Source organism: Deinococcus sp. KSM4-11 (genome assembly GCF_004801415.1).
Taxonomy (GTDB): domain Bacteria; phylum Deinococcota; class Deinococci; order Deinococcales; family Deinococcaceae; genus Deinococcus.
Map to the genome: position 1 here is coordinate 162,740 of NZ_SSNX01000005.1, position 22,801 is coordinate 185,540.

Here is a 22,801-nt window from a genome sequence, read left to right on the forward strand (position 1 = left end):
GCGGCCGTCGTCGCGGCGCTCAGGGCAGGATCTTGCCGGGGTTCAGCAGGCCGCGCGGATCGAGCAGGGTCTTCAGGCCACGCATGACGTGCAGCGAGTCCCCGTGTTCCTGCGCCAGATAGCCGCGCTTGTGCAGCCCCACGCCGTGCTCGCCGGAAGAGGTGCCGCCGGCCGCCAGGGCCAGCGTGATCATCTCGTCGTAGATGCGGTGGATGGTGGCCCAGGTGGCGTGGTCGTCGGGCGGCGCGTGGAACAGCACGTGAAAGTTCCCGTCCCCGACGTGCCCCACGAAACTCGCATGCAGGCCCGCCCGGTCGCACAGGTCGCGGCTGGCGGCCAGCACGTCCGGCAGGCGGTGCAGCGGCACGCACACGTCCGTGCTCATGCGCGCGTGGCCGGGGTACAGGGCGCCCATGGCGTAGTACGCGTGGTGCCGGGCCTCCCAGATCTTCGACCGCTCGGCGGCGCTGCGGGCGGTCCCCAGGTGCTGGGCGCCCGCGTCCTGGCACAGTTCCTGGCACAGGCCCAGGGTGTCCTCCAGGGCGCTCTCGCTGGCGGCGGCGAGTTCGATCCACAACGTCGGCGCTTCCGGGTGATCCGTGTGCTCGTACGCGTTCACGGCGTGGATCTCATGCTCGTCGATCAGCTCCAGCCGTTCGGGTTGCAGCGCGGCGCCCATGATCGTCACGGCGCACGCGGCGGCCGCCCCGACGGTAGGGAAGGTGCCGCGCACCACGACCACGTGCGCGGGCAGTGGCCACAGCTTCACGGTCATTTCCGTGATCACGCCCAGCGTGCCCTCCGCCCCGATGAACAGGTTCTTCAGGTCGTACCCGGCGCTGGTCTTGCGGGCCTTGCTGCCCGCGCGGATGACCGTGCCGTCCATCAGGGCCACGCGCAGTTCCAGCACGTTGTCGCGCATGGTGCCGTAGCGCACCGCGCCCGTGCCGCTGGCATTGGTGGAGGCCATGCCGCCCAGACTGGCCTCCGCACCCGGATCGACCGGGAAGAACAGGCCATGTGGCCGGGCCTGCCGGTTCAGTTCCGGGTACGTCACGCCCGGCTGCACGGTCGCCTGAAAGCCGCCGGGCTCGATGGCCAGTACGCGCTTGAGGTTCGACACGTCCAGCGAGAGGCCGCCCTGCACGGGAATCACCTGGCCTTCCAGGCTGCTGCCCACCGCGAAGGGGGTGACTGGGAAGCCGTGCTCGGCCGCGAGGCTGAGGGCGTCTACCACGTCCGCCTCGTCCTGCGCGAACACGACCGCGTGGGGCGGGTGTACCGTCGGGTGGCTCTCATCGCGCCCGTGGGCTTCCAGGATCGGGGCCGAGGTGCTCAGGTGCTCGCCGTAGCGGGCCTTCAGGGCGGTCAGGGCGTCGGCGTTCAAGGGGCCTTCCTCCTCGCCGGATCACGGCCGGGTGGTACGCGAACTATGCAACCGTATTGCACTCCATGCAACTTCGTCTTAGGCTGCCCCCACAGCTTACAACCTCACCCGGAGGATTCCCATGAAGACGACCCGCATCACGCTCGCCCTCGGACTCAGCCTTCTCGTCGCGCACGCCAGCGCCCAGGGCTGCATGACCGCCATCAAGGCCAGCGGCCTGAACATCGGCACCAGCCCCGACTACCCCCCCTACGAGAGCCTCGACACCAGCAACAAGATCGTCGGCTTCGACATCGACCTCATGAACGCCATCGGCAAGCAGATGGGCGTCAAGGTCAACGTGATCGGCCAGAGCTTCGACGGCCTGATCCCCGCCCTGATGGCCAAGAAGATCGACATGATCGCCGCCGGCATGACCATCACCGACGAGCGCAAGAAGAGCGTGAACTTCAGCCTGCCGTACTTCTCCGGCCAGAACGTCATCGTCGTCCGCAAGGAGAACAGCGCCACCCGCACGCTCGCCAGCCTCAGCGGCAAGAGCATCGCCGTGCAGATCGGCAGCGCCCAGGAGAAACTGGCGCAGGGCGTCAAGGGCGGCAACGTCAAGTCCTATAACCTCTACACCGACGCCGCCCTGGCCGTCCAGACGCGCCAGGCCGACTCCATGATCGTCGCCCGGCCGGTGGCCCTCCAGTTCCTCAAGACCTACCCCGACCTGATGATCACCGGCATGCTGAATAAGATCGACACCGGCCTCGCCATCCGCAAGGACTGCACCGACGTGCAGAACCGCGTGAACGCCGCCATCATCCAGATCCGGGGGAGCGGCGAGATGGACGCCCTGGTCGCCAAGTGGTTCAAGTAAGCCAGGAGTGAAGGGCGGGGCGGCGGGATTCGCCCGCCGCCCCGCCGGAAGCTCCGGCCCGCTCCCTTCGCCCGACCCCTGGTGACGCATGGATTTCAACCTGATCTGGCAGAACATCCCGTACCTGCTCCAGGGCGCGGCCATGACCCTCAAGATCACGGCGCTGGCGCTGGTGTTCGGGGTGCTGCTCGGCACCCTGGTGGCGCTGGCCCGGCTCTCGCCGCTGCGCTGGCTGGCTGGACTGGCACTGGCGTACATCGAGCTGATCCGGGGCACGCCCATGCTGGTGCAGATCTTCCTGATCTTCTTCGGCCTGCCGCAACTGCTGCAGCATCCCATCAACGAGTTCGCGGCGGGCGTGATCGCGTTCTCCATCAATTCCAGCGCGTACGTGGCGGAAATCGTCCGCAGCGGCATCCAGAGCATCGCACGCGGGCAGACCGAGGCGAGCCTGTCGCTGGGCTTCACACCCACGGACACGCTGCGCTACATCGTGCTGCCGCAGGCCTTCCGGCGGGTCGTGCCACCGCTGGTAAACGAGGCGATCAGCCTGCTGAAAAACTCGTCGCTGCTCTCCGCGATTGCCATCGTGGAACTCACGCGGGCGGCGCAGCTCGTGTCCAGCCGCACCTTCCGGCCCTTCGAGATGTTCCTGGCGATCAGCGTGATGTACCTGATCATGACCCTGACCCTGAGCTTCATTGCCAACCGTATCGAGAACCGGTGGCGGGTGGCATGACCCGACCCGCCGACCCCCACGCCGCTGACCCACAACTCCAGCCGCGCATCGGCCCCCGCCTGCGGGCCGCCCGCAAGGCCCGGGGTCTGACACTGGAACAGCTCGTCGCGCTGACCGGCCTGGACAAGTCCTTCCTGAGCCGCATGGAACGCGACCTGACCAGCGCGTCCGTGGCCTCGCTGGTGAACGTCTGCGCCGCGCTGGGCATCCGGCCCGGCACGCTGTTCGATCCGCCCACCGCCCATCTGATCCGCGCCGCCGACGCGCCGCCCGTGAACTTCGGCGGGCACGACGTGCACGAGGTGCTGCTCTCGCAGGGCCTGGGCGGCGAGCTGATGGTGCTGCGCAGCACCATCGACCCCGGCGGCTACGGCGGCGAGGAACTGTACACCCTGGACGCCGACGTGTCCTTCGTGACGGTGCTCAGCGGCCAGCTGGAAGTGATGGTCGAGGACGCCCACTACTTTCTCGGGGCGGGCGACAGCCTGACGCTCTCGTCGCGCATTCCGCACAACTGGCGCAACCCCACCCGGACGGCCACCGAGGTCATCTGGATCACCAGTCCCCACCCATGATGGAGGCCCCATGACCCCAGCCGACAGCCCGGCCACCGATCCGATCATCCAGATCAGCGGCCTGAACAAGTGGTTCGGCGCGCTGCACGTCCTCAGGGATGTGAACCTGACCGTGGCGGCGGGGCAGAAGGTCGTGGTGCTCGGCCCGTCCGGCAGCGGCAAGAGCACCCTGATCCGCTGCATCAACAAACTGGAGGCCTTCCAGCAGGGCGAGATCACCGTGGACGGCCATCACCTGAGCACCCTGAGGCGCCTGGAACCCGTCCGGCGCGAGGTCGGCATGGTGTTCCAGCAGTTAAACCTGTTTCCACACATGACCGTGCTGCGCAACGTGATGCTCGCGCCCATCAAACTGCGCGGGCTGAGCGAAGCCGAGGCCAGGGACCGCGCCATGACACTGCTGCGCCGCGTGGGCATCGAGGAGCAGGCCGACAAGCATGCCGCGCAGCTCTCGGGGGGGCAGCAGCAGCGGGTCGCCATTGCCCGCGCCCTGGCGATGGAGCCCAAGATCATGCTCTTCGACGAGCCCACCAGTGCCCTCGACCCCGAGATGGTGGGCGAGGTGCTGGACGTGATGCGGGGCCTCGCGACCGGCGGCATGACCATGCTGGTCGTCACGCACGAGATGGGCTTCGCCCGCGACGTCGCGGACCGCGTGCTGTTCATGGACCGGGGCGAGGTGCTGGAGGACGCCCCGCCCGCCGAGTTCTTCCGCCAGCCGAAGCTGGAACGCACCCGCACCTTCCTGCAACGGGTGGCGCACCACTGAGGGCCGATCCCGCCCACGAGGTTTACGTCATGCCCCATTACGAACCCGCCGATTCCTTCGAGACGCCGCGCTTCACCGGCGTGCGCACCTTCATGCGCCTGCCGCACGTGACCGACCTGGACGGCGTGGATTTCGCGGTGATCGGCACGCCCTTCGACACGGGCGCGTCCTACCGCGTGGGCGCGCGTTTCGGCCCGGCCGCGATCCGCGCCGCCAGCGCCCTCCAGCGGCCCTTCAACGCCGCGCAGAAGATCCGCGTGTTCGACCACCTGTCCGGCGTGGACTACGGCGACCTGCCGACCGTGCCCGGCCAGATCGAGGCGTCGTACGGGCGGATCGTGGCCGCGCTGACGCCCATCGTGCAGGCCGGGGTCACGCCGGTGCTGCTGGGCGGGGACCACAGCGTCACGCTGGCGCATCTGCGGGCGGTCTCGGCCGTGCACGGGCCGCTCGCACTGGTGCACTTCGACTCGCACAGCGATACGTGGGACAGCTACTTCGGCTTCCAGTACAACCACGGCACGTCCTTCAAGCGCGCGGCCGAGGAGGGCATCCTCGATCCGGCGGCCAGCATCCAGATCGGCATGCGCGGCCCGCTGTATGCCCCTGAGGATCTGGAGGTAGCCCGAAATCTGGGCTTCGAGGTCATCGACGGCTACGAGCTGCCCGCCTTCACGCCCGAAGCCCTGGCGCAGCGCGTGCGGGCGCGGGTGGGGACGCGCCCGGTGTTCCTGACCTTCGACGTGGATTTCGTCGATCCGGCCTTCGCGCCCGGCACCGGCACACCGGAAGTCGGCGGCCCGACCAGCCGGCAGGCGCTCGACTATCTGCGGGCGCTGCACAGTGCGGGTTCGGGCGGCCTGAACCTCGTCGGCTGCGACGTGGTCGAAGTCCTGCCCGCCTACGACCACGGCGAGGTCACGGCGCTGCTGGCCGCCACCGTCGCCTATGAACTCATCACGTTGCTCGCGCTGAACAAACGGGATGGCCGCGCATGACCCCTGTCCTGAAAAGCGTCCAGACTACCCTCACCGAGGGCGTGATCGAACTGGGTGTGGGCCACCCCACGCTGGACATGCTGCCGCTGACGTTCATGCAGCAGGCCGCCGCGCACCGGTTCGCGCAGGGCGATCCGTCGTTCCTGCAATACGGCGCCGAGTGGGGCGACGGCTTCCTGCGCACCGAACTGGCCGCGTTCCTGACCGGCCAGTACGCCTTTCCCGTCGACCCGGAGGAACTGTTCATCTCCGGCGGGGTGTCGCAGGCGCTCGACCTGATCTGCGCCATGTTCACGCAGCCGGGCGACGCGATCATCGTCGAAGACCCCACGTACTTCCTGGCGCTGGACATCTTCCGCAACCACCGCCTGAGGATCGTGGCCGCGCCCGTGGACGCACACGGCCTGGAGGTGGACGCCCTGGCTGCGCTGGTGGCCGCGCACCGCCCGCGCCTGGTGTACACCATCCCTACCCACCAGAACCCGACCGGCGCGACCCTGAGTGCTGAACGTCGTCTACAGCTCGTGAATCTCGCGCAGGAGCACGACTTCCTGGTCGTCGCCGACGAGGTCTATCACCTCCTGACCTACGGCGATCTGCCCCCGCCGTCGCTGGCGGCGCATGTGGGCACCGGGCAGGTCATCAGCCTGGGGTCGTTCAGCAAGATCCTCGCGCCTGGCACGCGTCTGGGCTGGATCAGCGCGCGGGCCGATCGGCTGGAGGTGCTCGCCCGCAACGGCATGGTCGCCAGCGGCGGGGGGTTCAGTCCGCTGGGCAGCGCCCTGATCCGCAGCATGATCGAACTGGGCCTGCTGCCCCGGTACATTCAGGGCCTGCGCGACACCTTCCGCGTCCGCGCCGCTGCCCTGACGGACGCGCTGCGGGCCCTGCCGGTCACGTTCCTGCCGCCGCAGGGCGGGTATTTCGTGTGGCTCACGCTGCCCGGCGGCCTGGACAGTGCCGCGCTGCTGGACGGCGCCGTTCCGCAGGGCGTGCGCTTCCAGCCGGGCAATCGCTTCAGCCCGGAGCACACGCAGGCCGACAAGATCCGGCTGTGCTTCGCGTACTACGCCGAGGACGACCTGCGCGAGGGCGTCCGGCGGCTCGGTCAGGCGCTCAGGGCCGGCGTCTGACAAGCTGTGCTCAGCCATGACGACTGACCTGCCCTACCTGAACCTCCGCGAGATGGAGGTGGCCGCCGCCAGCGTCCTCTCCCCGGCCGCGCTCGCGTACTACGTGGGCGGCGCGAATGACGAGGTCACGCTGCGCGCCAACCGCGAGGGGTACGCGGCCCTGCGCCTGCGGCCCCGCATGCTGGTGGACGTCACGGCCATCGACCTCCGGACGACCGTGCTGGGCCTGCCGCTGGACTTTCCGGTCGGGATCGCTCCGTGCGCCCTGCACGGCCTGGTCCATCCGGACGCCGAGGTCGCCACCGCCCGCGCCGCCGCCAGCGTGGGCAGCGTCATGACCCTGAGTACCATGAGCCACCGTCCCCTGGAGGACGTCGCGCAGGCCGCCCCGGAGCGGCTGTGGTTCCAGCTGTACCTGTACCACGACCGCGAGGTGAGCCGCGCCCTGATCCAGCGTGCCCAGGCCAGTGGCGCCCGCGCCCTGGTGCTCACCGTGGACGCCCCCTACCTGGGCCGCCGCGAGGCGATCCTCCGCACGCCCGTGCATATCGCGCCCGGCACGGTGCTGCCGAATGTCGGCCCGCGCACCCCCGGCAGCGAGGGAGTAGACGACCTGAGCTACTTCAACACGCTCCTCGACAAGGGCCTGTCCTGGGCAGATCTGGCGTGGCTGCGCGCCCAGACCACGCTGCCCATCGTCCTCAAGGGCCTGCTGACCGCTGAGGACGCCGCCCTGGCCGTGGAGCACGGGTGTCACGTGTGGGTGAGCAACCATGGGGGCCGTCAGCTGGACACCGCCGTGACCGCGCTGGAGGCCCTGCCGGAGATCGTGGACGCCGTGGCAGGCCGCGCCGAGATCTACCTCGACGGTGGCGTGACGCGCGGCACCGATGTCCTCAAGTCGCTGGCGCTGGGCGCGAAGGCCGTGTTCATCGCGCGGCCCGCGCTGTATGGGCTGGCGCTGGGAGGCGAGGCCGGCGTGCGGCACACGCTGGAACTGCTGCGCGGGGAACTGCGGCTGGCGATGGCCCTGTGCGGCAAGGTCCAGATCAGCGACCTGGGGCCGGACCTGATCTTCCCGCACTGACCCGCTCAGGGATGAACGGCCTCGGCGTCCGCCGTCCCGGTCGCCTCGCGCTGCCAGCGGTGGATCAGTTCCAGCGCCTGCAGGGGCGTCAGGCGCGACACGTCCAGCGTGGCGAGTTCCTGCACCAGCCGGCGGTCGTCGCCGCCCGCGTTCAGGGCGGTGAGCAGCCGTCCCGCGCGGGTCGTGACGTTCCCCGGCAGCCCGGCCAGCCGCGCGACCTCCACGCCGTAACTGTGCCGCGCCGCGCCGGGCACGACCTGGTGGTAGAAGGTCAGGCCCACGCCGCCATCCGTGCGGGCATCCTCCTCGGCGGCCACGTGCAGGTTCACCACGCCCGGCAGCTCGGATTCCAGCCGGGTCAGCTCGAAGTAGTGCGTGGCGAACAGCGTGTGCGCCCGGGTCACGTGCAGGTGCTCCAGCGCCGCCTGCGCGATGGCGAGACCGTCCAGCGTGCTGGTGCCGCGCCCGACCTCGTCGAGGATGACCAAGCTGCGCGCGGTCGCGCCGTGCAGGATGGCGGCCAGCTCGCTCATCTCGACCATGAACGTCGAGCGCCCACCGGCGAGGTCGTCGCTCGCCCCGATGCGAGTATGGATGGCGTCGTACACGGGCATGCTGGCGTGGTCGGCGGGTACGAACGAGCCGATCTGGTGCAGCAGCGCGCAGATGGCCACGGTGCGCAGGTAGGTGCTCTTGCCCGCCATGTTCGGCCCGGTCAGCAGCAGCAGGAAACGGCCGCCGTCCAGCGCCGCGTCGTTCGGCACGAATTTCCCGCCGGTCGACCGCTCGACGACCGGATGCCGCGCCTGCGTCAGCGCCAGCTCGGTCTCCGGCACCGTCTGTGGCCGCCTCCACGAGCAGTCCACCGCCAGTTCCGCCAGCGCAGCGAGCACGTCCAGTTCCGAGAGCGCCCCGGCGGCCTCCGCGAGCGCCTCGGCATGCGCGGCCAGCGAGTCGCGCAGTTCCGTGAACACCTCGACCTCCAGCCGCGAGGCCGCCGCGTCCAGCCGGGCGATCTCGCGCTCGCGCTCGCGCAGATCCGGGCGGGTGAAGCGGGCGCGATCCTTGAGCGTGGCCACCTGTCGGTAGTCGGGCGGCACCTTGCCCAGATGCGGCCCGGTCACTTCCAGGTAATACCCGAACACCGAGTTGAAGCCCACCTTCAGCGACCCGATGCCGGTGCGTTTGCGCTCGCTCGTTTCCAGTTCCGCCAGCCACGCCCGGTGCGACAGGGCGCTGCCCCGAACCTCGTCCAGTTCGGCGGAAAAGCCGTCGCGGATCAGGCCGCCGTCGCCCAGCCGCAGCGGCGGATCGTCCACCAGCGCGGCGCGGATGCGCGTCACCACGTCGGGCAGCCCGTCCAGCCGCGCCCGGATGCCGCCCAGCAGGCCGCCCTGCCCGTCCAGCAGCCGGGTCGCCTCGGGCAGCAGTTCCAGTGTGCGGGCCAGCGCCGCCACCTCGCGCGGCGTGGCCCGGCGGGTCGCCACGCGCGCCGCAAGCCGCTCCAGATCGTGGGCGCGGTACAGCAGCGAGCGCACTCCGCCCCGCAGGTCGGCCGCGCGGGTCAGGGCCTCCACGCCGTCCTGCCGGGCACGGATGCTCAGCTCGTCGAGCAGAGGCGCCCGCAGCCACGCCCGCAATCTCCTCCGGCCACCCGCCGTGCGCGTCTGGCACAGGATGTCCATCAGAGTCATGCCCTGCGGCGACTGCGGCGTGAACACCTCCAGCGCCCGCAGCGCCGAATCTGCGAGCCGCATGTGCGCGCCCGGCTCGAAGCGCACCACGCGGCGCACCATGCCCAGCTGCCCCTGGAGGGTCACGCGGGCGTACCCGGCCACCGCTCCGCAGGCCCGCACCAGCGCCGGGGTGGACAGCGTTCCCGGCACCTCGCCCAGGGTCGTGCCCAGCTCCGTGCGGCAGCCGTCCTCGTCGAAGTTCGCTGGTGAGAGCATCACGGGAAAGCGGGCCTGGAAGTCGGCGAGCAGCGCCGCGTTTCCCGCCAGTTCGGGCGCCAGCAGCACCTCGCGTGCTCGCCAGCGCGACAGCTCGTCGTACAGCGCCAGCCGGGTGTGAAAGGCCGCGCAGCGGAACTCCCCGGTGCTCACGTCCAGCAGGGCCAGCGCGTAGCCGTCGCCGGTCGCCACGGCCGCCAGGTAGTTCTCGTCCACGCCCAAGTGCCGTTCCTCGGTCACGGTGCCCGGCGTGAGCAGCTGCGTGACCTTGCGGTCGACCAGCCCGGTGCCCGCCTCCTCGACCTGATCGGCCACGGCCACGCAGACGCCCGCTGCCAGCAGCTTCTCCACGTTCCCGTCCAGCGCCCGCAGGGGAATTCCGGCCATCGGCGTGCTGAAGTCCTTGCTGCTCTTGTGAGTCAGGGTCAGTCCCAGCAGCCGCGCGGCCCGCTCGGCGTCCTCCCCGAAGGTCTCGTAGAAATCGCCCACCTGAAACAGCAGCAGCGCGTGCGGGAGCTGAGAAGCCACCTCGTCGCGCATGGCCACGTACTGCTCCAGCATGGGCGGCAGGGCCCCGCTGCCGGTGCCTTTCAGGACGCTCTGCGCTCGCTGGGGCCGCATAGGCGAGAAGGATAGCGCACGCGTTACGCCACCAGCGGAATACGCTGGACATTCAGGGCCACGAACCGCGACACGTCGGCCCGCTAGGAGCCGCCATGACGCACGAGTCTTTCCAGCGCGTTGTCCCCATGCTGACCTATGAACACGGCGCCGCCGCGATGGACTGGCTGATTCAGGCGTTTGGCTTCACGGAGGGAACGCGCCTGCTGGGCGATGCCGGGCGACTCCTGCACGGCGAGGTGCTGGCCGGCGGCAGCCGCATCATGCTCGCGGACGGCCCGGACGGATATCAGTCGCCCGCCACCCTGCGCGAACGGTACGGCCCGGCGCAGCAGTGGCTGGACGTCCCCTGGATCGTCAATGGCGTCCTGGTCTATGTGCCGGATCTCGACGGACACGCCCGGCGTGCCGCGCAGGCCGGCGCGGTGATCCTCTCGGGCATCGAGGAGGGCCCGCCCGGTCGCCGGTACCGCGCCGCCGACGTGGAGGGCCAGCGCTGGTATTTCTTCGAGGAGCTGCCCGCCACGTCCTGAGCGTCCGTGAACCCCAGCCCAGCCGGCAGCGCTCAGATGCTCCGCACGGCTCCCCGCGCGGCGCTGGTCGTCATGCTGGCGTAGGCGCGCAGGGCGGCCGTGATCTTGCGCGCCCTGGGCTCCGCCGGATGCCAGCCGTCCTCGTCGCGTTTCTGACGGCGGGCGGCGAGTTCGGCGTCGCTGACCGCGAGGTGGATCGTGCGGCCCGGAATGTCGATCTCGATGGTGTCGCCCGTGTGCACCAGGCCGATCGTGCCGCCCTCGGCCGCTTCCGGCGACACGTGCCCGATGGACAGGCCCGACGAGCCGCCGCTGAAGCGCCCGTCGGTCACCAGGGCACAGGCCTTGCCGAGGCCCCTCGACTTCAGGTAGCTGGTGGGGTAGAGCATCTCCTGCATGCCGGGGCCGCCGCGTGGCCCCTCGTAGCGGATCAGGACGACGTCGCCTTCCTTCACGTCGCCGCCCAGGATGCCGTCGACGGCCGCGTCCTGGGATTCGAACACGCGGGCCGTGCCGGTGAAGGTCAGGTTGCTGTCGTCCACGCCCGCCGTCTTGACGATGCAGCCGTCCTCCGCGAGGTTGCCGTACAGCACGGCCAGCCCGCCGTCCTGCGAGAACGCGTGCTCGGCCGTGCGGATCACGCCCTTCTCGCGGTCGGTGTCCAGCGCTGTGTACCGCCGCGCCTGCGAGAACGCCAGCTGCGTGGGAATGCCGCCGGGCGCGGCGCGGTAGAAGGTGTGCGTCTGCTCGTCCTCCGTGCGCGACACGTCCCAGCGTCCCAGCGCCTCCTCCAGGCTGTCGGCGTGGACGGACTTCACGTTCCGGTTCAGCAGGTCCGCTTTCTCCAGTTGCCCCAGGATTGCCATGATGCCTCCGGCGCGGTGCACGTCCTCCATGTGGACGTCGCTTTTCGCGGGCGCGACCTTACACAGCACCGGCACCCGGCGCGACAGGCGGTCGATGTCCGCCATGGTGAAGTCCACGCCCGCCTCGTGCGCGGCGGCCAGCAGGTGCAGCACGGTGTTGGTGGAGCCGCCCATGGCGATGTCCAGCGTCATGGCGTTCTCGAAGGCTTCGAAGGTGGCGATGTTTCGCGGCAGGACGCCCTCGTCGTCGCCCTCGTAGTGGCGCTTGGCCAGATCCACGATCAGGTGCCCAGCCCGCTTGAACAGGTGCTGCCGGTCGGCGTGCGTGGCGAGCACCGAGCCGTTCCCCGGCAGCGACAGCCCCAGCGCCTCGGTCAGGCAGTTCATGGAGTTCGCCGTGAACATCCCCGAGCACGACCCGCAGGTGGGGCACGCGCTCCGCTCCACGGCCAGCACCTCCTCGTCGCTCACGGCGTCGTCGGCGGCCATGACCATCGCGTCCACCAGATCCAGGGAATGCTGCGTGTCTTTCAGCAGGATTTTCCCCGCTTCCATCGGTCCGCCCGACACGAACACGACCGGGATGTTCAGGCGTAGGGCGGCCATCAGCATGCCCGGCGTGATCTTGTCGCAGTTGCTGATGCACACCATCGCGTCGGCGCAGTGGGCGTTCACCATGTACTCCACGCTGTCCGCGATGAGCTCCCGGCTGGGCAGCGAGTACAGCATGCCGTCGTGGCCCATGGCGATCCCGTCATCGACGGCGATGGTGTTGAATTCCTTCGCCACGCCGCCCGCCGCCTCAATCTCCCGCGCGACCAGTTGCCCCAGATCCTTCAGGTGGACATGGCCCGGCACGAACTGCGTGAACGAGTTCACCACCGCGATGATCGGCTTCTGGAAGTCCCCTTCCTGCATTCCCGTCGCGCGCCACAGGGCGCGGGCACCCGCCATGTTGCGGCCTTCAGTCGTCGTTCTCGAGCGGTAAGTCGGCATAACGTCCCGATTGTGCCCCAGCCTGAACGGCGCGTGATCCAGGCGTAGAGACAAACGGCGGCCCCTTTCCCTGAACCGAGTTCCAGCTCCCAGACGCCGCGCCCGCCCGGCGCCTACCATCCGGGCATGTCGTACGATCCCCGCATGGCCTACGATCCTTCCCGCCTCCTGTCCGACGGCGACGTGCAGGCCCGCAAAGCGCCGGGCTGGTGGGGTGACGACGGCCGGCTATGGCGGGAGTACACCTTCGACACCTACAAGTCGGGCGTGGAGTTCGCCGTGAAGGTTGCCGCACAGGCCGAGGCGCAGAACCACCACCCGGACATCCTGATCGGGTACCGCAAGGTGAAGGTCAGCTACTTCACGCACGATGCGGGCGGCATTACCGATCTGGATATCGCGGGTTCGGCCGCCGTGAACGCCCTGTACGGCGAATGAGTGCCGACCTCCCCGAAGCCCACCCGGACTGGGACGGCCTGATTCCCGAACGGCGGCACGAACTCCTGCTGACCGTCGGCCCGGATGATCTGGACGAACTCGACCACGTCAATAACGTCGTGTACCTCGCGTGGTGCGAGCTGGTCGCCCGCGCGCACGCCTCGCGCCTGGGCCTGGACACACCCGCCCTGGCCACGCTGGGAGCCGTGCCGGTCGCGCGTCAGCACCGCATCACGTACCACGTGCCCGCCGTGCTGGGCGACCGCGCCCGGGTGCGCACCCTCCTGACCGAGAGCGCCGGATTGCGCTCCGTGCGCCTCTACACCATTGACCGCGCGAACGACGACGATCCACCCGAAGGGGTGCGGCTGGCCGAATGCCGCACCGACTGGGTCTGGGTCGATCCGGCGTCCGGGCGGCCCAAACGCACACCAGGCGAGGTGCTTCAGCGCTTCGGCTTCGCGGCCCGCTGAGCCCTCAGGTGGTGGCCGTACCGGCCGGGAGCAGGATGGCCCGTGCCGGAGCCCCGTCCGCGCCGTGCAGGGGGAGGGGCAGGCACACCAGGGTGTAGTCGCCCCCCGGCACGGCACTCAGGTTCAGGCCCTCCAGGATGAAGGTTCCGGTCTCGCGGCACACGGCATGGGCGTCCAGGGTCTTGCTCTCCAGCGGATCGACGCTGGGCGAGTCCGTGCCAATCAGACGCACGCCGCGCCGGGCCAACCCGACGACCAGGGCAGGGGAGAGGGCCACGAAGTCGCCGGGAAAGGTCATCCAGTGCGCGGGCTGGCCAGTATGGAGCAGCAGCCGGGGGGGAAGCACGTCTGGAAGGTCATCCAGAACGTGGGCGGGCACGAGGCCGTCTTCCGCCGCGCCACGGACGTCGATCACGCGGCACGGCCCGATCCACACGTCCAGCGGGAGCTCATGCAGCCGGGCGCCCGCCGCGTCGTAATGCCAGGGGGCGTCCACGTGCGTGCCGGTGTGGGTGCTGGTCCTCAGGATGCCGGTGTTTACGGTGTCGCCGCCTGCCATCCGCAGGCCCGGCTCCACCACGAAAGGAGCGTCGCCGGGCCAGTTCGGGTGTCCGGGCGTCAGCGTGCGGGAGATATCGAGAGGGAACGATGGCGTCATGTGTCCATCATCGCCGGTGGACGCCTCGTGAGGGAAACCGCGCTGCTCAATAAAAATCGTCTTATCTCAAGCAGATTGAGCTCAGGATGATGCACTCGGTTCAGGAATTCGTCGGCTTCTTCCTGCTCCATACGTGATCCAGCATATTGCGCGTGTCCTGACCGTCACCCACAATACCTTCATGAGATTGCGGACGCTGGGTGGGCTGTCCGTGGAGGGCATGACCTTCAGGCGCGAGAAGGTGCTGCTCCTCCTGGCCTATCTGTGTGTCGAGGGCCCCCAGGCGCGCCGACGGCTGGCGGAACTGTTCTGGCCGGACGCCGCGAACCCCATGAACTCGCTCGCGCAGCACCTCGTGCACCTGCGGAGCCTGCCGGGCGCCCTGCGCGAGGACGGCGGGCGCGTCAGCTCCGGCATCACCTGCGACGCCTGCCTGCTTCGCGAGGCCGTACGCGACGGCCGCCCCGCCGACGCTGTCCAGCAGTACGGGGGGGCCTTCCTGGACGCCCTGACCATCCCGCTCGGCCCGGATCTGGAGGAATGGCTGTTCGATACCCGTGAGGCCCTGGCCCGCGAAACGCGCGGAGCCCTGATCGCCCTCGCGGGCAACGCGGCCGCGCACGGAAACGCCCCGCAGGCCGCCGACCTCGCCGCCCGCGCCCTGCTGCTCGATGGAGCGCCCCCCGCCGACGAGCTGGAACTCCCGAAACTGTGGTACCTGCTGTCGCTGACTGGGCATCCGCTCTCCGCGCAGATGGAACGCGAGGCCCGCGACCTGGGCCTGCCCCTGCAACCCCCGCCCACCACACCTACCACCCCGTTCGTGGGTCGTGAAGCCCAGCTGGAGGCCCTCGCGCACCTGCCGCCCGGTCATATCGCCTGGGTCAGCGGCCACGCCGGGATGGGCAAGACCGCCCTGCTGGACGCCCTGGCCCGCACCGGCGGCTGGACGGCCCTGCACGGTCGTCCGGACGCACCGTACCGCACCCTGGAACCCCTGACGCGCACCCCGCCCGGCAGCACCCTGATGGCGCTGGGCCTGCTGAGAGACCGGCACCTGCGCGTCGCCATCGATGCATGGGACACCGTAGACGCTGCCACGCAGCACGTCATCGAGGAAGCGGCCCGGCAGCGGCCCGGCGCGGCGATCGTGATCACGGCCCGCCTGCACCCCCCCTTCGAGGTGGATCTGCACCTTCAACTGGACGTGCTGAGCGCTGCCGACCTGCGTGAACATCCGGGCGTGTACGACCTCACCGAGGGGCACCCCACCCTGGTCGCCGCCGCCCTGCGTGGCCAGCCGCTCGATGTGCGGCAGGGGGCCCGCGTGCGTGCCCTGCCCGCCCAGGTGCGCGACACCTACCTCATGCTGGCCTTGCAGGATGCGCCGGATCTGCGCGCCACCCGCAAGGCCACCGGCCTGAGCGCCGATACCTTCGCCCTGACCCTGTCACACCTCACACAGGAGGGCCTGACGGCCGAGGGCGGGCACGTGTACGCCGCCGCCGCCGCCCGCGACCTGCTGGAACAGGTGCCCGTGCACGCCAAACTGCTGCACCTGAAACTTGCCCGCGCGCTGGGGGGCCCGGCCGGGTGGCCCCACTACGCCGCCGCCCGAGACCTGTGGGAAGACATCGACGAGGAGGGCGCCGCGCGGGCCGCGGGCCTGCGCGCCGCAGACCAGCTCCGGCGCGGCTATCCCGGTCTGGCCGTCGAGATTCTCGATGGCTTCGCCGACCGCGCGGATCTCGCGGTGCCGCACGCCTGGGCACTGGTGGGCGTGGGCCGCTACACCGACGCCCTGAAACGCCTGGACGCCCTGACGGTACCGGCGAAGCACACCCCGGAGGCGCTGGCGGCCCGCGCTACGGTGCTCGTGCGGCTGGGCCGGGACGCCGAGGCCCTGGACCTGGCCCGGCAGATCACCGGCAGTGGCCCCGAGGCGGCGCGGGCCGCCAGCGTGATCGCCCACGCCGCCCGCAGCCGAGAGGACTGGGAGGAAGCCCGCCGCCACAGCCAGATCGCCGCCGACCTGTGGCGATTGGAAGGAGAAGAGGAGCAGCACGTGACGGAACTGGGCCTGGTCGCCTGGGCCCGCTCGTACCTGGACGTCACGCCGGATGAGGCGTTCCGGGACGTGCTGCCCAGGGCGGAACGCTTCCTGAACGTGCGCGGCACCATTCTGCTGAACTACGCCAAGCGCCTGCTGGATCTGGGCGTGTTCGGCCGGTCCGGCGCGCTGCTGGAGCGGGCGAGCATGGACCTCGAACGATCCGGCGATGTCCTCGGCTACGCGCAGGCGTTGATCAACCGGGGCGTGGTGTCGCACCTGGCCGGACAGCTGCCCGAAGCGGCCGAAATGTACCGGCAGGCCATCGACCAGCTGCGCGGCACCGGGAGCGTCCGCACCATGGGACTGGCCCTGAGCAACCTCAGCGAGATCGAAAGTGACCTCAGCGCCTTCGAGGATGTGCTGGGCCTGCTGCTGCGGGCCGATCAGACCGATCTGGTCATGCAGATCCGCCGCAGTGCGCGCCTCACCGACACCGGTCAGGGACAGGCTTTCCAGTCCTGAGGCCTGCCGGATCAGCGGAACCGTCGGCCCCGATCATGTCGTGATCATGGCCCGCGCGTCACCCTGAGCGCCGGAGGATCAACCATGAGGCAATTTCTCGAAGCGTGCCGGTTCGTCCTGGCGTGGAGCGGCCGGGGCCTCCTGGCCGCCGTCCTGCTGGCCCTGCACGTCGGCGCTGCGGCCCAGCCCGCCCGCACGTTCCCTGGCAGTCCGTTCGCCGTGTTCCCGCCCATCGCGTCGGCGGGCGAGCGCGTCTGGCTGATCGGCCACGGCCTGGAGGGCACCCGCGTCGTCTGGGTCGGGGGGCACGCGGCGAAGCTCACGGCCGACACGCCCGCCGGCTGGTACGCGTTCCAGGTGCCGGAGAGCGTACCGGGCGGCTTCCAGGGGGTCAGCGTGCAGGGACCGGCGCGGCCGGGCAGCCCTCTTCTGTCCATCATGCCCAGGGTGTCCAGCGACGACCTGCCGGCCCAGGCCCTCACGGCGTACCTGCGGGCAGACGCCCAGCCCGGCTTTCAGGCGCGCTACACCGCCAGGGTCGAGCGGCTGGCCGAGGCCTGCGCCCGGCTCTGCCCCGCCGAACTGACCGAGACACTCAGGGCCATGACCCGCCTGGAGTTCCGCGCCTTGACGCCCCTCTCCGATCCCGCCGGGCCGACGTCCCCACGCACCCCTCCGGTGCACCTGCCGGCCCTGCGTTCCCTTCCCTCTGTGCTGCCTGCGACGGCCCAGGCGCTGGCCGTCTCGGGGCTCGACCGCGTGCTGAAGGCGCCGAACGCCAGTACTCCAGCTCTGGGTGGCGAGGGCCTGTGCTCCCAGCTGGCGGGCGACGTCGACATCAGCACCCTGCCGCCGGGCACTGAGGGCCGCGTGATTGCCCTGCTGAACCTGCTGTTCTGGGGTGACCTGGGCATCGACCCCATCGCGGGCGGTCACCCGACGGCCACGGCGCCCATCCCCTTCCAGGGCGATCCACCCCTCCAGATGCTTGAAGATCCCAAGGTGCTCGGCCCGCTGGGCCGGGGCGGGCAGGGCGTCACGATTCACGTGCTGGACACCGCCAGTCCGTCCGGCGATCCGTTCACGATGACCAACATCAACTACTACAACGAGGTCTACCCGACCCGTCCCGGTCACGGTTCCATCGTCGGAGCCATCGCGCAGGCGGTGGCCCCGGACGCGAAGGTGGTTCTGAGCCCGGTGTGCACCCTGGACGGTGGGCAGACCTGCCGCACCCTGGCAGTCGTCCGTGCTCTGTGCGAGGTCGCCCGGGAGGCCCGGCAGGGCGGGAAACACGTCGTGAACCTCAGCCTGGGCGGGCCATATCCGTCGCTGGGCGTGCTGCTGGCCCTGCGTGACCTGGCCACCCAGGGCGTGCCCACCGCCGCGTCGTACGGGAACCGCGACGACTGCCACAGCCTGGAACCCGGCGACCGGTGCAGCCACTACCCGGCCGACTGGTCAGGCACGTTTGCGCTGTCGGCCCAGCCGGATTCGCCCACCATGCTGCTCAGCGTGGCCGGGTGGGACGTGGCGACCAGGGAATACGCCACGTACAACCGCACGACCGTGATTCCCTGGGCGCAGACCGCCCTGCCCAGCGTGCTGGCCCCCGGCGAATTCTGGTTCCAGCCGCCCGGGACGACCGAGTCCATGCCCTACTTCGGCACGTCCTTCGCAGCACCTGTGGTATCGGGTCTGCTGGCGAACTGGCTGTCGTGCAGGACAGGGGTGCCATACATGCCCCTCATCACCCGGATCGATCCCGTGACCAGTCCGACGCCACTGCCCGCGAACGTCCTAAAGGCCTGCCCCTGACCGGACGAACTGGAGCGGGCAACCGCCCCATTGTTGCAGCTTGTTAAGCGTCTGGTCATTTTCGCTTGATTCCTCATATGGGGGCCGCACTACAATGCTCCATGAGACTGCTTACCCTGGGGGGACTGGCAGCCGACGGGCTTACGTACCGCCGGGAAAAGCCCCTCCTGCTCCTCGCCTACCTTGCCCTGGAAGGCACCCAGACGCGCAAGCACCTGGCCGAACTGTTCTGGCCCGAGGCCGCGAACCCCATGAATTCCCTGGCCCAGAACCTGATTCGCCTGCGACCCCTGGGGAGCGTGGTGCGCGAGAACGACAAGTGGGTGGAACCCCAGATCGAGTGCGATGCCACGGACTTCCGTACGCATCACAAGGCGGGACGCACGCGTGAGGCCACCGCGACGTACCGGGGCGCCTTCCTGGACGGCATCCGTGAGGGTCTGAACGCCGACCTGGAAGAATGGCTGCTCGACACCCGCACTGCCCTGGGCGCTGAAGCCCGCGCCGCGCACCTGACGCTGGCCGAACATCACCACGCCCGGAACGAGCCCGCCGACGCTGCCCGCCACGCTGAACTGGCGTACGGCACGCCTGGCGCTGATCCCATCGATCCGGAAGACCTGCCGCGCGTGTGGCGGCTGCTGGGCCGTCCCGACCACCCGCTGGCCGTAACCCTGCGCCGCGACGCCGTCGAGCTGGGCCTGAGCCTGCCCACCACGCCCCAGCCCGCCCCGGCCGCCGTGACCATCCTGGGCCGACAGACTGAACTGGAACGGCTGGCCGCCCTGAAACCCGGTCAGGTCGCGTGGATCAGCGGTCCCCCTGGTATCGGCAAGAGCGCCCTGTTGGGAGCCCTGGCCGCCCTGGGCGACTGGCGCATCCTGCCCGGCGTGAACGGCCTGCCGCTGGGCACCCTGGAACCCCTCAGCCCGCACCCGCTGGGCAGCACCGCCGACGCCCTGAATACCCTGCGCGATACCCGCCTGAAGGTCGCCATCGACGGCTGGGAGGACTGTGACGACACCACGCGCGCCGCCCTGACCCTGGCCGCCCGCCAGCATCCCGGTGCGACCCTGGTGATCGCCGCCCGGCAACCGCCCGCCGTGCCCGTTGAACAGCACCTGCCGCTGCACCCGCTGAGCGAACTGGAACTGAACGCGCACCCCGGCGCGCACGCCGCCACGGGCGGGCACCCCACCCTGCTCAATGCCTTCCTGAGCGGCACGCCCGCCGACCGCTCGCTTGACGCCCACCTGACCCACCTGGGCCCCACGCCGCGCCGGCTGTTCCTGGCCCTGGCGGCGCAGGACACCCCGCACCTGAACGCTACCCGCGCCGCCCTGAACCTGAGCGCGGGCGAACTGGCCGGCACGCTGGATCAGCTCACCCGCGAGGGCCTGACCACGCCCACGGGCACCATCCGCGCCACCACGCCCGCCCGCGACCTGCTGGACGCGCAGCCGCTGGACACGGCGCTGCTGCACCTGCACCTGGCCCGCGCCCATCCGAAGGACAGCGCGTGGCCCCACTGGCTGAAGGCGAAAGACTTGTGGGAGACAACTGACGAGCAAGCGTGTGCCACAGCGGCGCACTGGTATGCGAAACAGGAGATGAAACGCGGGTATCCAGCGAAGGCGGCGAGAACGCTGGAAGTAGCGCCGCGCAGTATGAAAATCATAGTTTCACAGGCGTGGTCGTTAATTCACGCCGGTAGATTTAGAGAGGTAGGCCCGATGCTAGAAGGATATCCAGACTATTCAGACTTGATGGGCGTAAAAGGTATGTCGCTCGTCTTGTTAGGGAAAAACTTGGAAGCCTCCGCTGCTATTAGTCGGATAGAGTTGAAGCTTGACATGAATCACGCGATCTATGAAGAGGTGTTAGGTCATATTGCGAGACGCTGCCAAGACAATGCTAAAGCTAAGATTCACTATGCTAAAAGCCTAGAGTTATGGAGATTGAATGGTATGGAGAACGAAGCGTGTATTGTAGAAAGTATATTGAGATTTTCATACCTTAATACCTTTGACGAAGCGCAAAAATTCTTCGAAGATTTTAATATGAGATCAAATAACAGCTGTGTTCAAGCTGTTATTAAAAATAACTTCGGCAGATTGTTGATTGAGTATGAAAAATATGAGGAGTCGGAACCCGTTCTTAAATCGGCAGTCGATAAATTCGACGAGATCGATAACTTATATGGATTATCTATAGCGTTAAATAATTTAGGTATGCAATTTCATCATCGCTCCTATTATAAAATGGCGTTAGAATGTTATCAAAAGTCGTTTTTGAAAGCCGTAGAGATTGGTGATATAAGGCAATATGCAATATTACTAAGGACTATTGCAGAAATAAAGAATGAAAAATTCACTCTTCAGATGATAAACGACATCCTTGGCGAAAGTGGGAACCGGCCCTTAGCAGATGAAATCTGGAATAATATAATCGAAGGAGGCCCAAAAGCTTAAAGCGAACTCGATAAGATTATTACAGTCTCTCGTATTTGGCATTATACTATTAAACATTGCTTCAAGCTGCGCACAGGTTGGTGCGAGCAGTATTGTGTTAAACGGCCCTACGCTTATAGATCCACTGTCAGGTATAACATATAGCGTTCCTCAAAATTCAAGACTGAATATATCTACGGATGCCACTGGCGTGTTTATCATAATAAATGGAAAAAAATCCGTATATCGCCTAATGCGGGTGCCAACACGTATATGTTAAATAACGAGGATTTAAAAAAACTTGACTTCGGTCAACTTTATAGTGGTGGAGTGAATTTAGGCTTTTTAGGTAAATCGTCTAGCCAGGATTTGAACAACAACCTCATAGTTGATGAAAATAATATAGTTACATTTCCTTTCTCAAAATTTAATTTTAAAGATGGAGATAAGATATTATTTGGAAATAACGAATATATACTTCAGAAGAATGTATCCGGCAAATACTGGTATGCTAAGTTGAAAGACGAAGATCTAGCGATTGCTCAAGGTTTTTATGATCCTAAGAGCAAGGAGCAATTAGGAACGAAAAGCGTTGTCGAGTATATCGATCGACATAGATTTGAAATCATTATAGTTTCAGACAAAAGAATTACCAAGCTAGAAGACATTGCTGCGATCGCCGGTGTCGACGTAGGGAAGCTGAAAGATGCCTTTATCGATTTTCCTGCCTCTCTAAAACTTGACGGCAATAATGGTGATGTGTGCGGTAAATTTTTATATGTTTTGCATAACGTACCAGGCTCAGTTGTAAGGCTGATGCCGTTAGCCGAAATCGTTTCGGATTATATAACTAATCCTACAGCGAGTGGTTATCCTAATCCAACGGGGAGCACCTATCCAAACCCCTCAGAAGATTATGAAAAGGCGGATAAGACAAATAAAATCACCTTTGCGGATGACGTAGCCAAAAGATCTTCAAAAAAACTGCAATTCGATATAATAAAATGGAAAAACGATTATTCTAAACTCGATAAAGGTAGTGTAATTATAGACTTACTGGATACTTCTACAAATTATATCGATAATTATTCATATCCCGCTTGGGATACGTTTAACGGTGCAAAGGAGCAAAGAGAGGTTCCTGGCCATGGCTCCGCAATTGCTCAGTTGATTTGGACAAACATCTCACCGAGTTTGAAAATTAATTTCGAAAGGGTATGCGACCGTAATATATGTGACGCAAAGAGTCTAATTACTGCTGTTTGTAGCGTCCAGCAAGCAGCACAAAGAGACAAAGGCAACGGTATATATCATATTATAAACCTTAGTCTGGGGAACAATGTCGCTGCTGGCACCCAATTGCTAACCTACGCATTGATGGATGCCTCCAAAATGGGTGTTGCAACCGTCCTTTCAAATGGCAATACTGAATCCTGCAAGTACACTCCAGCGAATCAAGTTTGCCTGCAATACCCCGGTGATAGTCTAACCAACACAGCTATAGCGTCACAATGGCCTAACGTATACATCGTCGGCTCATCGTTTAATGACCAAGAAGCCCACTTCAATCGAAATTACGACAAGCGATTAGGGAATAATATTACACGCAATCCGGATGTCTACGTTCCTGGAGTTTTATTCCAAGAACAGGATACAAAGTATAAGAATAGCGACCTGATGATGCGTTCTGGAACATCATTTGCCACGGGATTGATGTCTGGATATCTAGCGTTATGGAAGCAATGTCCAAACAACATTAGCAAAGATTGGCCTATGTCGAACGGCGGACTGTACGGCTATAATTCAACGCCCATACTAAACTTGGAAGTTATGTTTAAAAATTGCAGCTAGTAAATATCGTTTAAGAA

The 22,801-nt window shown here is 66.5% G+C and carries 18 protein-coding genes; 14 read left to right on the plus strand and 4 right to left on the minus strand.

Annotated elements, in window-relative coordinates; genetic code table 11:
* Window positions 1–19 precede the first annotated feature (19 nt).
* On the minus strand, window positions 20–1,387 hold the full coding sequence (locus E7T09_RS14920; RefSeq protein WP_136389985.1) for an FAD-binding oxidoreductase: 1,368 nt from the start codon (window positions 1,385–1,387) through the stop codon (window positions 20–22).
* 121 nt (window positions 1,388–1,508) lie between these two features.
* Between E7T09_RS14920 and E7T09_RS14925 the strand changes: the two genes are divergently transcribed.
* From E7T09_RS14925 to E7T09_RS14955, 7 genes are all read left to right on the plus strand, one after another.
* Entirely contained in the window at window positions 1,509–2,252 is a 744-nt protein-coding gene (locus E7T09_RS14925; RefSeq protein WP_136389986.1) for a basic amino acid ABC transporter substrate-binding protein, read from the plus strand.
* Window positions 2,253–2,340: 88 nt separating this feature from the next.
* On the plus strand, window positions 2,341–2,991 hold the full coding sequence (locus tag E7T09_RS14930; RefSeq protein ID WP_136389987.1) for an amino acid ABC transporter permease: 651 nt from the start codon (window positions 2,341–2,343) through the stop codon (window positions 2,989–2,991).
* The gene (locus tag E7T09_RS14935; protein WP_136389988.1) at window positions 2,988–3,566 is read left to right on the plus strand and encodes a helix-turn-helix domain-containing protein; all 579 of its coding nucleotides are present in this window, start codon (window positions 2,988–2,990) and stop codon (window positions 3,564–3,566) included. The genes E7T09_RS14930 and E7T09_RS14935 overlap by 4 nt, the downstream gene beginning before the upstream one ends.
* A gap of 10 nt (window positions 3,567–3,576) precedes the next feature.
* Window positions 3,577–4,335 (plus strand): amino acid ABC transporter ATP-binding protein, encoded by a 759-nt coding sequence (locus E7T09_RS14940; RefSeq protein ID WP_136389989.1) that lies wholly within the window; start codon window positions 3,577–3,579, stop codon window positions 4,333–4,335.
* Between the two features lie 29 nt (window positions 4,336–4,364).
* Window positions 4,365–5,333: an agmatinase gene (speB, locus tag E7T09_RS14945; protein ID WP_136389990.1), complete on the plus strand. Its 969-nt coding sequence runs from the start codon at window positions 4,365–4,367 to the stop codon at window positions 5,331–5,333.
* Window positions 5,330–6,466, plus strand: a complete 1,137-nt coding sequence (locus E7T09_RS14950) for a PLP-dependent aminotransferase family protein (protein WP_136389991.1) — start codon at window positions 5,330–5,332, stop codon at window positions 6,464–6,466. The genes speB and E7T09_RS14950 overlap by 4 nt, the downstream gene beginning before the upstream one ends.
* A 16-nt stretch (window positions 6,467–6,482) precedes the next feature.
* Window positions 6,483–7,553, plus strand: a complete 1,071-nt coding sequence (locus E7T09_RS14955) for an alpha-hydroxy acid oxidase (RefSeq protein WP_136389992.1) — start codon at window positions 6,483–6,485, stop codon at window positions 7,551–7,553.
* A gap of 5 nt (window positions 7,554–7,558) precedes the next feature.
* Here the strand turns inward: E7T09_RS14955 and mutS are convergent, their stop codons facing one another.
* Window positions 7,559–10,126, minus strand: coding sequence for a DNA mismatch repair protein MutS (gene mutS / locus E7T09_RS14960; RefSeq protein WP_240741811.1), 2,568 nt, complete (start codon window positions 10,124–10,126; stop codon window positions 7,559–7,561).
* A gap of 95 nt (window positions 10,127–10,221) precedes the next feature.
* Between mutS and E7T09_RS14965 the strand changes: the two genes are divergently transcribed.
* Window positions 10,222–10,659, plus strand: a complete 438-nt coding sequence (locus tag E7T09_RS14965; RefSeq protein ID WP_136389993.1) for a glyoxalase/bleomycin resistance/extradiol dioxygenase family protein — start codon at window positions 10,222–10,224, stop codon at window positions 10,657–10,659.
* Between the two features lie 32 nt (window positions 10,660–10,691).
* On the opposite strand, the gene ilvD is transcribed toward E7T09_RS14965, so the two are convergent.
* Complete coding sequence (gene ilvD, locus E7T09_RS14970; RefSeq protein WP_136389994.1) at window positions 10,692–12,521, minus strand: dihydroxy-acid dehydratase; 1,830 nt, start codon at window positions 12,519–12,521, stop codon at window positions 10,692–10,694.
* A gap of 126 nt (window positions 12,522–12,647) precedes the next feature.
* Here ilvD and E7T09_RS14975 point away from each other — a divergent pair, with 126 nt between their 5' ends.
* Window positions 12,648–12,959 carry a 4a-hydroxytetrahydrobiopterin dehydratase gene (locus E7T09_RS14975; protein ID WP_136389995.1) on the plus strand — a complete coding sequence of 104 codons (312 nt, stop codon included), beginning with the start codon at window positions 12,648–12,650 and terminating at the stop codon, window positions 12,957–12,959.
* The gene (locus E7T09_RS14980) at window positions 12,956–13,432 is read left to right on the plus strand and encodes a thioesterase family protein (protein ID WP_136389996.1); all 477 of its coding nucleotides are present in this window, start codon (window positions 12,956–12,958) and stop codon (window positions 13,430–13,432) included. The genes E7T09_RS14975 and E7T09_RS14980 overlap by 4 nt, the downstream gene beginning before the upstream one ends.
* Window positions 13,433–13,436: 4 nt before the next feature.
* Here E7T09_RS14980 and E7T09_RS14985 read toward each other — a convergent pair whose 3' ends face one another.
* Window positions 13,437–14,090, minus strand: a complete 654-nt coding sequence (locus E7T09_RS14985; protein WP_136389997.1) for a cyclase family protein — start codon at window positions 14,088–14,090, stop codon at window positions 13,437–13,439.
* Between the two features lie 181 nt (window positions 14,091–14,271).
* Here E7T09_RS14985 and E7T09_RS14990 point away from each other — a divergent pair, with 181 nt between their 5' ends.
* The 4 genes from E7T09_RS14990 to E7T09_RS15005 all read left to right on the plus strand — a co-directional run bounded on the left by E7T09_RS14990 (window position 14,272) and on the right by E7T09_RS15005 (window position 22,784).
* Window positions 14,272–16,665 (plus strand): hypothetical protein, encoded by a 2,394-nt coding sequence (locus E7T09_RS14990; RefSeq protein WP_136389998.1) that lies wholly within the window; start codon window positions 14,272–14,274, stop codon window positions 16,663–16,665.
* A gap of 84 nt (window positions 16,666–16,749) precedes the next feature.
* Window positions 16,750–18,483, plus strand: coding sequence for a S8 family serine peptidase (locus E7T09_RS14995; protein WP_136389999.1), 1,734 nt, complete (start codon window positions 16,750–16,752; stop codon window positions 18,481–18,483).
* Between the two features lie 101 nt (window positions 18,484–18,584).
* Window positions 18,585–20,954 carry a hypothetical protein gene (locus E7T09_RS15000; RefSeq protein WP_136390000.1) on the plus strand — a complete coding sequence of 790 codons (2,370 nt, stop codon included), beginning with the start codon at window positions 18,585–18,587 and terminating at the stop codon, window positions 20,952–20,954.
* A 252-nt stretch (window positions 20,955–21,206) separates the two neighbouring features.
* A complete protein-coding gene (locus tag E7T09_RS15005; protein ID WP_136390001.1) occupies window positions 21,207–22,784 on the plus strand; it encodes a S8/S53 family peptidase in 1,578 nt (525 codons plus the stop codon).
* The last annotated feature ends 17 nt before the right edge of the window (window positions 22,785–22,801 follow it).